Genomic DNA, 16,184 nt, shown 5'->3' with positions numbered 1-16,184 from the left:
ATTGAGTTAATACGTAACGAAATGAATATATTAGAACTAAGTGAACAGGAAATCATTCGACGTAATAGTTTGAATGAACTTCGTGCAATGGGAGTTGAACCCTACCCTGCTGCAGAGTATGTAACCAATGCTTTCTCTACGGACATAAAATCTGAATTCAAAGACGAAGAAGAACCGCGCCAGGTTTCTGTAGCGGGTCGTATTATGAGCCGTCGTGTGATGGGTAAAGCTTCGTTCATCGAATTACAGGATTCTAAAGGACGTATCCAGGTGTATATCACACGTGACGATATCTGTCCGGGAGAAGATAAGGAAATGTACAACTCGGTGTTCAAACGCCTGCTCGACTTAGGTGACTTTATCGGTATCGAAGGTTTTGTGTTCCGCACACAAATGGGTGAGATCAGTATCCATGCAAAGAAACTGACTGTTCTTGCCAAGTCTATCAAACCGCTACCGATTGTAAAATACAAAGACGGGGTTGCTTACGACTCTTTTGAAGATCCGGAACTCCGCTACCGCCAACGATATGTCGATCTGATCGTTAATGATGGTATTAAAGAAACATTCGAAAAACGTGCTACTGTAGTGAAAACGATACGTAAAGCATTAGATGAAGCGGGCTATACGGAAGTAGAAACTCCTATTCTGCAATCTATTGCCGGTGGAGCAAGTGCACGTCCGTTTATCACTCACCATAATTCATTGGATGTAGACCTTTATCTGCGTATTGCAACTGAGCTTTACCTGAAACGCCTCATTGTAGGTGGCTTTGAAGGTGTCTATGAAATAGGAAAGAATTTCCGTAATGAAGGTATGGACAAGAACCATAATCCGGAATTTACTTGTATGGAACTTTACGTACAGTATAAGGACTATAACTGGATGATGGATTTCACAGAAAAACTGTTGGAACGTATTTGTATTGCTGTGAACGGAAGTACGGAAAGCGTTATCGACGGAAAGACCATCAATTTTAAAGCTCCATATCGCCGCCTTCCTATCTTGGATGCAATTAAAGAAAAAACCGGATATGACCTGAATGGCAAAAACGAAGAAGAGATCCGTCAGATCTGTAAGGAACTTAAAATGGAGGAGATTGACGAGACCATGGGTAAGGGCAAACTGATTGACGAAATCTTCGGTGAATTCTGTGAAGGTACTTATATCCAACCTACTTTCATTACCGATTATCCTGTTGAAATGTCTCCATTAACCAAGATGCACCGTTCCAAACCGGGATTGACCGAACGTTTCGAACTAATGGTGAATGGTAAAGAACTTGCAAATGCTTATTCTGAGTTAAATGATCCGCTCGATCAGGAAGAACGTTTCAAAGAGCAGATGCGCCTGGCTGACAAGGGAGATGACGAAGCTATGATTATCGACCAGGATTTCTTACGTGCTTTGCAATATGGTATGCCTCCGACATCAGGTATCGGTATAGGTATTGACCGTTTGGTTATGTTGATGACGGGACAGACTACTATTCAGGAAGTATTGTTCTTCCCGCAAATGCGTCCGGAGAAAGTAGTAAAGAAAGATTCTGCCGCTAAATATATGGAACTGGGTATCGCAGAAGACTGGGTTCAGGTTATCCAGAAAGCCGGTTACAACACAGTAGAAGACATGAAGGATGTTAATCCACAAAAGCTGCATCAAGACATTTGCGGTATCAATAAGAAGTATAAACTAGAATTGACCAATCCAACCGTGAATGAAGTAACCGAATGGATTAATAAACTTAAATAAATTGAGTATGAAGAATTGAGTATGAAGAATCGCTCCGGTTTTTCATTCACAATTCTTCATTCTTCATTCTTAAATTCTTAATTCATAGAAATGAAACTACCCGGTAAGATAGCGATAATGGGCGGAGGAAGCTGGGCTACAGCAATCGCAAAAATGTGTCTGGCTCAGGAAGATTCTATTAATTGGTATATGCGACGAGATGACCGCATTGCTGATTTTAAGAGATTGGGACACAATCCGGCCTATCTGACAGGTGTGAAGTTTGACATGAAGCGTATCAATTTCAGTTCTAATATCAATGATATTGTGAAGGAATCGGATACGCTGATTTTCGTCACCCCCTCTCCTTATCTGAAAGCGCATCTGAAAAAGTTGAAGACGAAGATCAAGGATAAATTCATTATCACCGCTATCAAAGGAATCGTACCCGATGACAACGTAATCGTATCGGAATACTTCACTAAGGAATATGGTGTACCACCAGAAAATATTGCTGTATTGGCAGGACCATGCCATGCGGAGGAAGTAGCACTTGAACGCCTTTCTTATCTGACTATTGCTTGCCCGGATAAAGACAAGGCCCGTATTTTCGGTCGCCGTCTGGGAAGCAGTTTCATCAAGACTTCTGTAAGCGACGACGTAGCAGGAATAGAATACAGTTCGGTTTTGAAAAACGTATATGCGATTGCTGCCGGTATTTGTAGTGGTTTGAAATACGGAGATAACTTTCAGGCAGTATTAATATCAAATGCCATTCAGGAAATGAATCGTTTCCTAAATACCGTTCATCCGTTGAACAGAAATGTAGATGACTCTGTTTATCTGGGAGATTTGCTGGTAACGGGTTATTCTAACTTTAGCCGCAACCGGACGTTTGGTTCTATGATCGGCAAAGGATATTCGGTAAAGAGTGCGCAAATTGAAATGGAAATGATTGCAGAAGGTTACTATGGTACAAAATGTATCAAGGAGATCAACAAACATCATCATGTCAATATGCCGATTTTGGACGCTGTTTATAATATCTTGTATGAACGAATCTCACCGATGATCGAGATAAAATTGCTAACAGATTCTTTTAGATGACAATAATAAAGTAGTAGTCACTACTAAATAAATATAACTATGATTAGCTTGAATATTGAAAAAACTTTTGGATTCATCTCCAAAGAAAAGGTTTTCGCCTACGAAGCTGAGGTAAAAGCCGCACAAGAAATGTTGGAAAAAGGAACAGGAAAAGGAAATGATTTCTTAGGATGGCTGCATCTTCCTTCTTCTATCAGCAAAGAACATCTGGCTGACTTGAAAGCTACAGCACAAGTATTGAAAGATAATTGTGAAGTAGTCATTGTTGCCGGTATTGGCGGTAGTTATTTGGGTGCACGTGCCGTAATCGAAGCATTGTCTAACAGCTTCACTTGGTTGCAGGAAAAGAAAACGGCTCCTATCATGATTTATGCCGGACACAACATCAGTGAAGATTATCTATTTGAACTTACTGAATATCTGAAAGACAAGAAATTCGGTGTTATCAATATCTCTAAATCAGGTACTACTACCGAAACTGCACTCGCTTTCCGTCTGCTGAAAAAACAATGCGAAGACCAACGCGGTAAAGAGACTGCCAAGAAGGTTATTGTAGCTATCACAGATGCTAAGAAAGGTGCTGCACGTGTTACTGCCGACAAAGAAGGTTACAAGACTTTCATTATCCCCGACAACGTGGGCGGACGTTTCTCGGTATTGACTCCGGTTGGTTTGTTGCCAATCGCAGTTGCCGGATTCGACATTGAAAAATTGGTGGCCGGTGCTGCTGAAATGGAAAAAGCTTGTGGTTGTGACGTTCCGTTTGATAAGAACCCTGCTGCGATTTATGCGGCAACTCGTAACGAACTGTACAAGAACGGTAAGAAGATTGAAATCTTAGTAAACTTCTGCCCGAAACTTCACTATGTAAGCGAATGGTGGAAACAGTTATACGGAGAATCTGAAGGTAAAGATAACAAAGGCATTTTCCCTGCATCTGTAGATTTCTCTACAGACCTTCACTCTATGGGACAATGGATTCAGGAAGGTGAACGTACGATTTTCGAAACTGTAATCTCCGTAGAAAAGGTAAATCATAAATTGGAAGTACCTTTTGACGAAGCAAATCTGGATGGCCTGAACTTCCTTGCCGGAAAACGGGTAGACGAAGTAAACAAGATGGCAGAATTGGGAACTCAGTTGGCTCACGTAGATGGTGGTGTTCCTAATATGCGCATCGTTCTCCCTGAATTGAGCGAATACAATATTGGTGAATTGCTGTATTTCTTCGAAAAGGCTTGCGGTATCAGCGGTTATCTATTGGAAGTAAATCCATTCAACCAACCGGGTGTTGAAGCTTACAAAAAGAATATGTTTGCATTACTCAACAAACCAGGATACGAGGAAGAATCAAAAGCGATTCAGGCAAAACTGTAATTTAACAGTAAACGTATAAACACAATGAACGGTGAACATCATGCAGTCCGCATAGTTGTTCACCGTTCATCATTTATAATTTATCAGACGCTTTTTAAAACTTATTATTCGTCTTTTTTATCTTCTTTTATTTTTAGACCAATCATTTCCTGAGCACCTTCACATTCCGCTTTTGACGACAGATAGAAAGTTAATTGTACATCTCCGTTAGATTCGACCTTTTCAACAGTACCCTGTACCAGTACATTTGTTTTTGTCACTCCGTCTTTAAAACGTAACTGCCCCTTTTCTGCATCCGTCAGATTTCCCTCTGTAGAAACTTCTGTTTTTTTATAATGAAGTTCCGTCTTTACTTCAGCATCATTCTGAAGTCTAAAACTTTTAAGTTCAGCTCCGTTACCATCCAACGACAGGAATGCTTCTATTTTATCACCTACTTTTAAAGCAGGAATTTCGTCCATTCGGTTTGCATAGTTTTCTTTCGCTGTTTCTTCTGCCTTCGGATCTACGTTTATATACAGCTTTTGAATTTCGATAACAGGACTTTCCCCACTATCAGAGCAAGCGTAAAAAAACAATGGCAACAGAAATAATGCTTTCTTCTTCATGCTATGGAAAGTTTTTTATTAGACTACAAAAATACATATAATCTTCAAAACGGCAAATAATCACCTAAATTATCCTCCAAAACCCTTACTTATAGCACTCTTATTGCTCTGTTCTACCCGATCTTTCATTTTTTATGTCTATCTTTGCATAGATATATTGGCAACCAGTCCGATACTCAATATGAGGTGGTTGTCACTGTACCCGAACTGGAAGAAATATTGAAAAACAAATAAATATTACCAGATTTTCATCTAATCAGAAATTATGAGAAAAAAGATAAAAGCCGTCCTATTCGATATGGACGGTGTACTTTTTAATTCCATGCCTTACCACTCCGAAGCTTGGCATCAGGTAATGAAATCACATGGTCTCAATCTCAGTCGTGAAGAGGCATATATGCATGAAGGACGAACAGGTGCCGCTACGATAAACATTGTATTTCAACGCGAATTGGGAAGAGAAGCTTCCCAAGAGGAGATAGAAAAAATATACAAAGAAAAAAGTATTCTGTTTAATACTCATCCGGAAGCAGAACGTATGCCCGGTGCATGGGAATTGCTGAAAAAAATCAAAAGTGAAGGGCTAATCACAATGGTAGTAACAGGCTCCGGCCAGCTTTCATTGCTTGAGAGATTGGAACATAACTTTCCGGGAATGTTCCATAAAGAGTTGATGGTTACAGCATTCGATGTTAAATACGGAAAGCCTGATCCAGAGCCCTATTTGATGGCTCTAAAGAAGGGAGGTATAAAAGCCAGCGAAGCTGTTGTAGTAGAAAATGCACCCTTGGGAGTGGAGGCCGGACACAAAGCTGGAATCTTCACTATCGCAGTAAATACGGGTCCTCTGGATGGACAAGTCTTGCTGGATTCAGGGGCTGATTTATTGTTACCATCTATGCAAGCTCTTTGCGATACTTGGGATAATCTGGATTTATAAATAACGCAGAGACTCTTAGACTAGACTATCCGACCTTGATCCACTAATAAATCTTCTCAATAGATATTATGTGAGCCTTATGTGATAAATAAAGGCAAGAAACATACAAACATAGATTTTATTTCTATTTACTAATAGGGAAATCCCTATTAGTAAATAGAAAGATCCATTTGCATGAGGAGTTTTCCCGTCCTACATTTGTAGTAACAAAAACCATAAAACTATACCTATTATGAAAAAGTTTCAGATCATTCTATCTTTACTACTATTTATAGTAGTATTCAGTAGCTGTAGTACGAGCCAAATTAGCTATAAAAGGCTCAATAAAGTACAACAAGGAATGTCCTCAAAAGAAGTCATAGCGATTTTGGGTGAACCTGAATTTCGAAATTTTGATGATAAAGGTGAATCTCTGGAGTTTTACTCTTACAAACTTGGTGCTGCTGACAAAGTCGTAAAAGTATGGCTTATTGATGATAAGGTAGTTAAGATGGATAGTCATTATTATATATATGATGATAACTGTCATAACAAAAGAAAGAATACAGAAAAGAAAGAAGAAAACACAAGTTCTGGAATACGAACGTATTAATACGATACTCTCATTGACAACACATTAACAATTATATATAGAAAGATGAAAAGGGGATGTACCCAAAACTCCCCATTCAACGAGATCACCCTCGCCACAAATAGTTGTAGCAAGGGTGATCCTTAATTTATGAGGGTTTCGACACACTCCTCAACAGTGTTTATCTAACCAATACTCTCTTCTTCTACTTTTCCGAAACAGGATTTATTTCTTCTTCCTCTTTTTATTTACAGATTCTACAGCTTCCGTCACCACAGGTTTACCCTGGAATCGTTTCGTATAACCGGAATAATCCGGATGACTACGCTCATACGTAGGATCCATAAACAACGGACTGGAAATAATATGATCTGCCGTTGAACGGTTACAGCAGAAAACGATATTTTCCACACCTGCCAAACGAGTCAATGCTTTCACATCCGTGTCATGCGGTTGCAGCGTCATCGGGTCTGTAAAAAAGAAAAGATAATCGATTTGCCCTTCAACAATACGTGAACCTATCTGCTGATCACCTCCCAGAGGACCTGACTTCAAAATAGTAAAATCCCACTCTACATCCGGATGTTTCTCTTTCAACGCTTCTAAAATTAGAGTACCCGTAGTACCTGTACAATAGAATTTATGCCCCATCAATAATTCTGAATTCCACAAAACCCATTCAATGAGATCTTTCTTCATAGCATCATGTGCGACCAGCCCGATGCCTCTTCTAACTTTTGGTTCCATTATGTTATCCTTTTAAATCAGACAATTGAGAGAAACGCTTGCATCCTCTCACATAAAACTGCCACAAGATACTACTTTTTATTTGTTCAGGTATCGGATTCAAGAAAGTTTTTCTCAGATTCTCTTCACGAGATGAGGAAAAGGAAGAACGGTTACGTTTATATTCTTTCCGTGCCTGCATCACTGCACGAGCATTATCCAGCTGACCTTTCAGCAAAAAAGTAAGTGCTGCCACATAGTCGAGCCATGCACGAATACACATTACTTTATTCAACTCCGTTTCCGGAAGATTTTTATAAAGCATGACAAGATTATTACGAAAATTGAGAAAAGTTTTACGAGGATTATCTTTTTTCAGGGTAGCCCCCCCTACATGATAAACTACACTTTGAGGAATGCACACAATCTCCCGACCACGAGAACGTAGACGCCAACACAAATCAATTTCTTCCATGTGAGCAAAAAAGCGTCCGTCAAGCCCACCTGCTTCCAGATAATCAGCACGACGAATAAACAATGCTGCACCCGTAGCCCAGAAAACAGGGATTACCGTATCATACTGACCTTTATCTTTCTCAACTACATCCATGATACGTCCACGACAGAAAGGATAACCATATTTATCTATAAACCCACCTGCCGCTCCGGCATACTCAAAATATTCTTTTTGTCGTTGGCTACGTATTTTCGGTTGGCAAGCTGCAATCTCCGGATGATTATCCAAATAATCAATCAGCGGCTCAAGCCAACGCTCAGTCACTTCAACATCAGAATTTAAAAGAACCACATATTCTGCTTCCACTTGCTGCAAAGCCCAATTATAACCATCGGCAAAACCATGATTCTGTTCCAGTAAGATCAGTTTAATAGATGGAAATTCTTTCTGAAGCATATCCACCGAAGCATCGGTAGAACCATTATCAGCCACACATACTTCAATCCCTTCTCCCTCTGAATACCGGACGACGGATGGAAGAAAAGTACGAAGCATATCGCATCCATTCCAATTCAAAATGACAACTGATACTTTCATTTTCTAGTTCCTTTCACATTCTGCTTTCGAAGCTTTCCAACGTTTATGAGACCATAACCAATAAGCAGGCTCCCGACGGAGCGTCTGTTCCAAACAATGGGCAAACATTTCTGTGATTTCTCCTTCGGCAGTTTCTTTTGGGTTTTCTGTCATTAACTTAAACTCCGCCTCGCAAAATCCTCTACGTGTTTTTGTTAGTTCACAATAAAAAACAGGGAAATTCATCATTTTAGCAATACGTTCTGCCCCATTCAGAAAAGCTGTTTCCTGTCCTAAAAAAGTTGTCCAGTACTTTTCACTTCCGCTAGGCCATTGGTCGGTAATCAACCCCACCACCATTTTCTTTCCTTCACGCTTCAATTTGATAATCTCACGTGCAGTAGAATGCTTCGGAATGTTGTAGCCTCCAAAACGAGAACGTATCCGTTTAAACAATTCATTCAGATATTTATCTCTCAGAGGCTTATATACTTGCATCGGCACATCTCCCGGTTTCATAATGGCTCCCATACCGATCAACCATTCATAATTGGCATAATGCGGAATCATCACTATGATCCCTCCATATTTCTCAGTCAATTCAAGGTATTGCTCCGTATTCTTATAAGTCATTCTCCGGTAAAGATCCTCCGCTGACATATGCAGCATTTTCAAATCCTCAAGCATATAATCAGAAAGATACCTATAAAACTTACGTTCTATCTGTAACCGTTCTGGATCACTTTTATCCGGAAAAGACTTTTTCAGATTTTCCCTAACCACTTTCCGACGATATCTTCCGATATAATACATTAACCAATAGTTGAAATCCGAAAGCATATATAATACTTTGAACGGAAGGGCTGAAAACAACCACATTACGGCATATACCAACCAATAGATAAGCCTAGATTTCATAATCCTATAGAATTGTACCTTTAAGTGCTGTCTTATCCTTATTAAAATCACCCAGACGAACAGAAAGAACTTGATTGTCCAAAGAGTTGTCTGTTTCCACTTCCACACGGATATAGTTCTCTGTAAATCCATGCATCGGATTACCCACCTTCGATTTTTCCATCAACACAGACATTGCCTGTCCAATATGTCTGGCATAAAAAGCTTGCGTCTTTTCATCCGAAAGATTCAATAAACGCTGACTACGCTGATGTTTCTCTTCCGGCGAAACAATATGTTCAATCTTCAAAGCCTGTGTCCCCGGACGTTCGGAATAACTAAACACATGCAACTGGGTCACATCCAACTCTGCTATAAATCTGTAAGCCTGCTCAAAATACGTTTCTGTTTCACCGCGAGTGCCCACAATCACATCCACACCAATAAAAGCATCCGGCATAATTTCTTTAATTTTCTTCACTTTTGAAGCAAAAAGAGCTGTATCATAACGACGACGCATCAACCTCAGTACTTCATCGCATCCAGATTGTAACGGAATATGAAAATGAGGCATAAATCTACGAGACTGAGACACAAATTCTATAATCTCGTCTGTCAGCAAATTGGGTTCAATAGAAGAGATACGATAACGTTCGATTCCTTCTACCTGATCTAATGCTTTTACCAAATCGAAAAAAGTCTCACCGGTAGTTTTACCAAAATCACCGATATTCACTCCGGTCAATACGATCTCCTTTCCACCTTCGGTAGCCGCCTGCTTTGCCTGTTCCACCATTGAAGCAACAGTACCATTACGGCTACGTCCTCGTGCAAAAGGTATAGTACAATATGAACAGTAATAATCACATCCATCCTGTACCTTTAAAAAAAAGCGGGTACGATCCCCTCTCGAACAAGACGGTGCAAACGAACGAATATCTTTAGTTATGGTAGTTATTGTTTCTCCTTGTTCATGTTTATGCAGGTCACCCAAATACTGTAACAAATCATTTTTCTGTTCAGCACCCAACACCACATCTACTCCTTTTATCTTTGCCACATCACCTGGTTTCAACTGTGCATAACACCCTGTTACTACCACAAAAGCATCAGGATGTTGTTTCACCAACCGATGAATAGCTTGACGGCATTTCTTATCTGCCACCTCTGTCACCGAACAAGTATTGACGACACAAATATCCGCTTTTTCCCCTTTACGCGCAGTCCGGACTCCTGCCTCCCGCAGGATTTTACCGATAGTTGAAGTCTCTGAAAAATTCAATTTACAGCCTAATGTATAATATACGGCTGTCTTATTTTGAAATACAGTGGTATCTATCATATTCTGTTTTAACGCATATTTGATGCAAAGTTACACATTATTATTAGTAAAACACTTTAGGATACAAAAGTTTATTCCTATTTTTGCACAATTCACTAAAAAACGTGCAATGATTAAAGAGAATTTCATTAAATTATACGAGAATAGTTTTCGTGAAAACTGGGATTTACCTTGTTACACCGATTACGGAGAAAACACCCAATATACCTACGGGGAAGTAGCAGAGAAAATCGCTCGCCTGCATCTATTATTTAAACATTGTAGTCTCCGCAGAGGAGATAAGATCTCCATAATTGGGAAGAATAACGCTCACTGGTGCATAGCCTATATGGCTACAATCACTTATGGTGCAATTGTAGTTCCTATTCTACAAGATTTTACTCCGAATGATGTTCATCATATCGTTAATCATTCCGAATCTATTTTCTTGTTTACTAGTGACAGTATCTGGGAAAACCTGGAGGAAGAAAAGCTAACGGGACTTCGCGGAGTTTTCTCCCTTACAGATTTTCGCTGCCTTTATCAACGCGATGGAGAAACAATACAGAAGTTCATGAAGAATCTCGATAGAGAGATGCACACCACTTACCCGAAAGGTTTTACTCGCGATGATGTGCAATATACCACCTTGTCTAATGACAAAGTAATGCTCCTGAACTATACTTCCGGGACAACAGGTTTCAGCAAAGGAGTTATGTTGACCGGAAACAACCTTGCCGGTAACGTTACTTTCGGCATTCGAACAGAATTGCTGAAGAGAGGAGATAAAGTCCTCTCCTTCCTTCCATTAGCCCATGCCTATGGTTGTGCTTTCGACTTCCTCACTGCAACAGCTGTCGGTACACATGTTACCCTGCTCGGAAAGACACCTTCGCCTAAGATTATCATGAAAGCTTTCGAAGAAGTAAAACCGAACCTTATCATTACTGTCCCGCTAGTAATCGAGAAAATATATAAGAATATCATCCAGCCCCTCATCAACAAAAAAGGGATGAAATGGGCTTTGAATATCCCTTTACTTGACACCCAAATCTATAATCAAATACGCAAAAGACTGATTGATGCTTTGGGAGGACGTTTCAAAGAAATCATCATCGGCGGTGCAGCCATGAACGAAGAAGTGGAAGAGTTCTTCTATAGAATTAAATTTCCATTTACTATCGGATATGGGATGACAGAATGTGGACCACTTATTAGTTACGCCCCTTGGAATGAATTTGTGCTAGGTTCTTCTGGAAAAATACTGGATATTATGGAAGCACGTATATATAAGGAGAACCCAGAAGTTGAAATTGGAGAAATTCAAGTTAGAGGAGAAAATGTAATGGTGGGATATTACAAAAATCAAGAAGCTACCGAAGACGTCTTCACTGAAGATGGATGGTTACGTACAGGCGACCTCGGAACAATAGATGCCTGTGGAAATATTTTCATTCGTGGCCGTCTTAAAAGTATGATTTTAAGTTCAAATGGTCAGAATATCTTTCCCGAGGAGTTGGAAGCAAAACTTAATAACCTACCGTTCATTCTTGAAAGCCTTGTCATCGAACGAAATAAAAAATTAGTTGCGCTAGTCTATGCAGATTATGAAGCTTTAGATTCACTTGGACTCAACAACCCAGATAACTTAAAAACAATAATGGATGAGAATCTCAAGAATCTTAATAACAGTGTAGCAGCTTACGAAAAGATCAGCCAGATTCAACTCTATCCCACTGAGTTTGAGAAGACTCCCAAACGTAGTATCAAAAGATATCTTTATAACAGCATTGCAGTAAATTAATATGTTGTAAAACATGGAATTAAGTAAGAAAAGTGCCAATCTTCAAAAAAAAACATAAAAAAAGTTGGGTTTTCGAGAACAACATATAGAAAAAGTACATACCTTTGCAGCGTTTTAATAAAGCAATTGATTGTATTACGTTTTAAAAAGCAAAGAAAATGAAAAAATTAGTTTTGATGGCAGTAGCTATCGCAGCAGTATCATTCGCATCATGTGGAAACAAAGCAGCTGACGCTCAGAAAGCTCAACAGGATTCTATCCGTATCGCTGACTCTATCGCTGCAGCACAAAGTGCAGTAGAAGAAGCACCAGTAATAGAAGCAGAGAAAGTAGATACCCCTACAGTGGAAGTAGGTGATGATGCAAAAGCTGCAACTGAAACAGAAGAAGCTGCTAAAGCAGAATAATTTTTAAGCGAATCTAGAGAGAATTGAAAGTCTGACATGCAAAGCATGCACAGACTTTTTTTATATCTTTATCATTTTATTAAATTAAGAAGTCAACAAATCCCTTTTTACATCCACATGGATTTATCGTTTTTTCAATTTACTGATATTCATTAATATACGGCTGCAGAATCACTCCATACAACAGTAGTGTCAGCAAATTCAGCCGCTTCGGCTTCAGCAATCGCTGCCGCTATTGAATCTGCAATACGAATGGAATCTGCCGCCAAGGTCCTAGCTCTCATTTCAGCATTATTACTTCCTCCTCCTATCTTAACAACGAGGAAAATAAAAAAAAGAACAGCAACAATGCCTATTAGATATTTCCAGACTGTATTTCCACCATTAGATTCATTATTATTCCCTACAGATACAGGCTTCACAACTTTTACATCATCAACCTTATTCGCACCTAGTACTATCGTATCATCCGTATCATCGGATAATGATGCATCCGAACGATTCGGAGAATTTAGTATTCTCAAAAATTCACCTATGCTTTGTGGTCTATCCGCACGACGTATTTGCATCGCCCCGTTTATAGCTTTCACCGTTCCCTTTGAAATATAATTAGGTAAAAGCGGAAGGCCATTTTCAGTAATATCCCCAACACTCGGAGGTCTCTGTCCAGTCAGCAAGTAGTAAAAAGTGGCTCCTAATGAATAAATATCCGTACTAGGTGAGAAATTTTGCACGCCCCCTTGCTTATACTGTTCTAAAGGTGCATACCCCTCACTTTTACCAACCGGAGTAGAGCTTGTCTGTCCACCCTCTTCATCATATCGTTTAGATATTCCAAAATCAATCAAAACAATTCCATTATTACCTAATAATATATTTGCCGGCTTAATGTCCAGATGTAACACTTTATGCAAATGAATATAATTTAAAGCATCAGCAATCTGATAGATATATTCCAAGGCCTTCTTTTCAGACAATGCCCCTTCTCTATCCACTAAATCCTTCAAAGATCCACCGCTCAGATATTCCATCACATAATATGCTGTATTGTTCTCTTCAAAAATATCATAGATACGGATAATGTGTGAATTATCCAAACCGGCTATCGTCTGTGCTTCTTTAATGAATTTATCTCGAAACCGTTCTATTAAATCACGGCTACCTTCTGATCCCACAGTGACAGTCCTTGTTGTAGAATCACGGTTACAGAACTCCTTCATATAGAATTCTTTTATAGCAACTTTGCGATTTAATCCAGTTTGAATGCCGACATAAGTTATTCCAAATCCTCCTTGCCCCAATACAGATTCTATCTGATATTTTCTTTTTTGCAAGAAAGCCCCCGGTTGTAAATGTGTTATTTCCATTATGTATCAATCAAATAAAATTCAACTTTGATATCTAATGTTACAAAGATAACTATTTTTTTTATTTTTTTTAAATCCTCAATATATTATCTTTCCCATATGCAACACTTCTTTAATCAGCAACATTTTAAACTAGTAACACCTAATAATGAGTATTTATTAGCATTAATCCGATTGAATTTATTACATTTACAGAATTTATGTTTCTTATAACATTTCTTCGAACATGAAAAGACAAACTGATAGCAACTTCTTCCAAAAACTTATGAATAAGGGCAAAATAGGATGGTGGGAAGCAAATTTAAACACAGAAAGTTATGTATGCTCAGAATACATTTCAGATCTTCTTGGACTTGGCGAAGAAGGGACCATTAGCTTTGAGGACTTTAACAAACGTATCCTAAAGGAAGACCAGCTTCATGCAACTCCTTTTTTTAGCAATACTATACAACAAACCACTGAAGAAGTATACCTTATCAATACTCTTAATGGAAATATATGGCTCCGAAGCAAAGTTTGTTATCAAGAAATTGATGAAGAAGGAAACACTAAAGTATATGGTATTGCCGAAACACAGGATGGAGCTCATTTGGCTTCAGCCTATCAAGCCCTGCAAAACAGCGAACGCATTTTACACAATATCTATAAGAATTTACCGGTAGGTATCGAATTATATGATAAAGAAGGACATTTAATAGACTTAAATATCAAGGATATGGAAATGTTCCATATAAATCATAAAGAAGATGTTCTAGGAATTAACATATTCGACAATCCTGTATTTTCAGAAGAAATCAAAGAAATGATAAGAACGCACAAAGATGCTGATTTCTCATTCCAATATAAATATTCCATGATAAGTGAATATTATAAGTCTCAAATGAGCAACGGAAGTATTGATTTAATGACCCGAATCACTACCCTATACGATAACAGCCAGATGCCTATCAACTATCTACTCATCAATATGGATAAAACAGAAAATACGATTGCCTACAACAAAATTCAAGAATTTGAAAACTTTTTCGATCTTGTTGGCGATTATGCAAAAGTTGGCTATGCGTATTTTGATGCTCTTAGCCGAGATGGATACGCGTTGAGAAGCTGGTACAGAAATGTAGGAGAAATAGAAGGAACTCCATTACCTGAAATTATCGGCGTACACGGACATTTCCATCCAGAAGACCGCGCTGTCATACTCGCATTTCTAGATCAGGTAGTAAATGGAAACGCCACAAAATTGAGCCGCGATGTCCGTATTCTTAGGGAAGACGGGCATTACACATGGACGCGAATTAATGTGATGGTAAGAAGTTATCGACCTCAAGACAATGTAATTGAAATGCTCTGTATCAATTACGACATTACCAAACTAAAAGAGACTGAACAGATGTTGATCCAATCTAAAGAAAAAGCAGAAGAATCAGACCGATTGAAATCAGCTTTTCTAGCTAATATGAGTCATGAAATACGTACGCCACTCAACGCAATTGTGGGTTTTTCAAGCCTACTTCAAGAAACTACTGACAGTTTTGAAAAGCAACAATATATCAGCATTATCGAAGAAAACAACAAACTCTTGCTTCAACTGATTTCAGATATCCTCGATCTATCCAAAATAGAAGCCGGAACCATCGAAATGACGCGAGAAAAAGTAAATGCCCGACAGATTTGCATAGAACTCGAAGAAATGATGAAAATGAAAGCTAAACCTGGGGTCAACCTTCATCTTGCCACCTGCCTCCCCGACTTGTATTTTACCAGCGATAAAAACAGGCTCCAGCAGGTACTATTAAATTTTATTACAAATGCTCTAAAATTCACCGATAAAGGAAGTATAATTATAGATTATAAGCTTCAGGATCATTTCGTTAAGTTCTCTGTCACCGATACCGGAATAGGGATCCAACAGGATAAGCAAGCGACAGTATTCAACCGTTTCGTAAAGCTCAGCAGTTTCATACCCGGCACAGGATTAGGACTTTCTATTTGCCAAAGCATCATCACTCAACTGGGAGGAGAAATTGGTGTGGAATCTGAATTCGGAAAAGGTTCCTGTTTTTGGTTTACACATCCGTTAGAGAACAATTATTAAATAAGGAAAAGCCCATTTATTTAATAGTAAATAACCATTCACAACTAACTCAGAATCATCAAAAAGCAACATAACAAGTATCACTCCATTTAATTGACCACAATCTAAAGTTTAAAGATACATAACAACAAAGTTTAGAGAATTTAACACCGAAAAAACAGGAATTTGATACAAAAATTATGTTGTAGAATAAAAGAAGA

The 16,184-nt window shown here is 38.7% G+C and carries 14 protein-coding genes; 8 read left to right on the top strand and 6 right to left on the bottom strand.

The features are described 5' to 3' along the window. Positions 1-21: 21 nt before the first annotated feature. The 3 genes from lysS to CZ225_RS05260 all read left to right on the top strand — a co-directional run bounded on the left by lysS (position 22) and on the right by CZ225_RS05260 (position 4,215). Entirely contained in the window at positions 22-1,752 is a 1,731-nt protein-coding gene (lysS, locus tag CZ225_RS05270) for a lysine--tRNA ligase (protein ID WP_077153242.1), read from the top strand. A gap of 90 nt (positions 1,753-1,842) precedes the next feature. After that, complete coding sequence (locus CZ225_RS05265; RefSeq protein WP_025074476.1) at positions 1,843-2,838, top strand: NAD(P)H-dependent glycerol-3-phosphate dehydrogenase; 996 nt, start codon at positions 1,843-1,845, stop codon at positions 2,836-2,838. Between the two features lie 39 nt (positions 2,839-2,877). After that, positions 2,878-4,215 (top strand): glucose-6-phosphate isomerase, encoded by a 1,338-nt coding sequence (locus CZ225_RS05260; RefSeq protein ID WP_077153241.1) that lies wholly within the window; start codon positions 2,878-2,880, stop codon positions 4,213-4,215. A 104-nt stretch (positions 4,216-4,319) separates the two neighbouring features. Here the strand turns inward: CZ225_RS05260 and CZ225_RS05255 are convergent, their stop codons facing one another. After that, positions 4,320-4,823, bottom strand: a complete 504-nt coding sequence (locus CZ225_RS05255; protein WP_077153240.1) for a DUF5035 domain-containing protein — start codon at positions 4,821-4,823, stop codon at positions 4,320-4,322. A gap of 265 nt (positions 4,824-5,088) precedes the next feature. Between CZ225_RS05255 and CZ225_RS05250 the strand changes: the two genes are divergently transcribed. Continuing rightward, the gene (locus CZ225_RS05250) at positions 5,089-5,763 is read left to right on the top strand and encodes an inorganic diphosphatase (protein ID WP_077153239.1); all 675 of its coding nucleotides are present in this window, start codon (positions 5,089-5,091) and stop codon (positions 5,761-5,763) included. A 232-nt stretch (positions 5,764-5,995) separates the two neighbouring features. Then, positions 5,996-6,355, top strand: a complete 360-nt coding sequence (locus CZ225_RS05245) for a hypothetical protein (protein ID WP_077153238.1) — start codon at positions 5,996-5,998, stop codon at positions 6,353-6,355. Between the two features lie 204 nt (positions 6,356-6,559). On the opposite strand, the gene CZ225_RS05240 is transcribed toward CZ225_RS05245, so the two are convergent. From CZ225_RS05240 to mtaB, 4 genes are read right to left on the bottom strand one after another with little or no spacing between them, the layout of a single operon-like run. After that, a complete protein-coding gene (locus tag CZ225_RS05240) occupies positions 6,560-7,081 on the bottom strand; it encodes a methylglyoxal synthase (RefSeq protein WP_077153237.1) in 522 nt (173 codons plus the stop codon). A gap of 4 nt (positions 7,082-7,085) precedes the next feature. Further along, complete coding sequence (locus tag CZ225_RS05235; protein WP_077153236.1) at positions 7,086-8,114, bottom strand: glycosyltransferase family 2 protein; 1,029 nt, start codon at positions 8,112-8,114, stop codon at positions 7,086-7,088. A 3-nt stretch (positions 8,115-8,117) separates the two neighbouring features. Next, positions 8,118-9,011: a lysophospholipid acyltransferase family protein gene (locus CZ225_RS05230; protein ID WP_077153235.1), complete on the bottom strand. Its 894-nt coding sequence runs from the start codon at positions 9,009-9,011 to the stop codon at positions 8,118-8,120. A gap of 4 nt (positions 9,012-9,015) precedes the next feature. Next, entirely contained in the window at positions 9,016-10,332 is a 1,317-nt protein-coding gene (gene mtaB / locus CZ225_RS05225) for a tRNA (N(6)-L-threonylcarbamoyladenosine(37)-C(2))-methylthiotransferase MtaB (protein ID WP_077153234.1), read from the bottom strand. A 109-nt stretch (positions 10,333-10,441) separates the two neighbouring features. Between mtaB and CZ225_RS05220 the strand changes: the two genes are divergently transcribed. Next, a complete protein-coding gene (locus tag CZ225_RS05220) occupies positions 10,442-12,115 on the top strand; it encodes a long-chain fatty acid--CoA ligase (protein ID WP_077153233.1) in 1,674 nt (557 codons plus the stop codon). A 158-nt stretch (positions 12,116-12,273) separates the two neighbouring features. Continuing rightward, positions 12,274-12,522: a hypothetical protein gene (locus tag CZ225_RS23855; protein WP_077153232.1), complete on the top strand. Its 249-nt coding sequence runs from the start codon at positions 12,274-12,276 to the stop codon at positions 12,520-12,522. A gap of 152 nt (positions 12,523-12,674) precedes the next feature. On the opposite strand, the gene CZ225_RS24840 is transcribed toward CZ225_RS23855, so the two are convergent. Next, on the bottom strand, positions 12,675-13,889 hold the full coding sequence (locus CZ225_RS24840; RefSeq protein WP_077153231.1) for a serine/threonine protein kinase: 1,215 nt from the start codon (positions 13,887-13,889) through the stop codon (positions 12,675-12,677). A 226-nt stretch (positions 13,890-14,115) separates the two neighbouring features. On the opposite strand from CZ225_RS24840, the gene CZ225_RS05200 reads away from it, so the two are divergent. After that, positions 14,116-15,984, top strand: a complete 1,869-nt coding sequence (locus CZ225_RS05200; protein ID WP_394334016.1) for a PAS domain-containing sensor histidine kinase — start codon at positions 14,116-14,118, stop codon at positions 15,982-15,984. Positions 15,985-16,184: the final 200 nt, after the last annotated feature.

Source organism: Bacteroides bouchesdurhonensis (assembly GCF_900155865.1).
Lineage (GTDB): Bacteria > Bacteroidota > Bacteroidia > Bacteroidales > Bacteroidaceae > Bacteroides > Bacteroides bouchesdurhonensis.
The sequence above is the reverse complement of the archived record's forward strand: the minus strand, read 5'-3'. Positions and strand labels throughout refer to the sequence as shown.

Bases quoted from the DNA above. Each gene is read 5' to 3' on its own strand.
- lysS (WP_077153242.1), top strand. From the start codon at position 22: ATGAATATATTAGAACTAAGTGAACAGGAAATCATTCGACGTAATAGT.
- CZ225_RS05265 (WP_025074476.1), top strand. From the start codon at position 1,843: ATGAAACTACCCGGTAAGATAGCGATAATGGGCGGAGGAAGCTGGGCT.
- CZ225_RS05260 (WP_077153241.1), top strand. From the start codon at position 2,878: ATGATTAGCTTGAATATTGAAAAAACTTTTGGATTCATCTCCAAAGAA.
- CZ225_RS05255 (WP_077153240.1), bottom strand. From the start codon at position 4,823: ATGAAGAAGAAAGCATTATTTCTGTTGCCATTGTTTTTTTACGCTTGC.
- CZ225_RS05250 (WP_077153239.1), top strand. From the start codon at position 5,089: ATGAGAAAAAAGATAAAAGCCGTCCTATTCGATATGGACGGTGTACTT.
- CZ225_RS05245 (WP_077153238.1), top strand. From the start codon at position 5,996: ATGAAAAAGTTTCAGATCATTCTATCTTTACTACTATTTATAGTAGTA.
- CZ225_RS05240 (WP_077153237.1), bottom strand. From the start codon at position 7,081: ATGGAACCAAAAGTTAGAAGAGGCATCGGGCTGGTCGCACATGATGCT.
- CZ225_RS05235 (WP_077153236.1), bottom strand. From the start codon at position 8,114: ATGAAAGTATCAGTTGTCATTTTGAATTGGAATGGATGCGATATGCTT.
- CZ225_RS05230 (WP_077153235.1), bottom strand. From the start codon at position 9,011: ATGAAATCTAGGCTTATCTATTGGTTGGTATATGCCGTAATGTGGTTG.
- mtaB (WP_077153234.1), bottom strand. From the start codon at position 10,332: ATGATAGATACCACTGTATTTCAAAATAAGACAGCCGTATATTATACA.
- CZ225_RS05220 (WP_077153233.1), top strand. From the start codon at position 10,442: ATGATTAAAGAGAATTTCATTAAATTATACGAGAATAGTTTTCGTGAA.
- CZ225_RS23855 (WP_077153232.1), top strand. From the start codon at position 12,274: ATGAAAAAATTAGTTTTGATGGCAGTAGCTATCGCAGCAGTATCATTC.
- CZ225_RS24840 (WP_077153231.1), bottom strand. From the start codon at position 13,889: ATGGAAATAACACATTTACAACCGGGGGCTTTCTTGCAAAAAAGAAAA.
- CZ225_RS05200 (WP_394334016.1), top strand. From the start codon at position 14,116: ATGAAAAGACAAACTGATAGCAACTTCTTCCAAAAACTTATGAATAAG.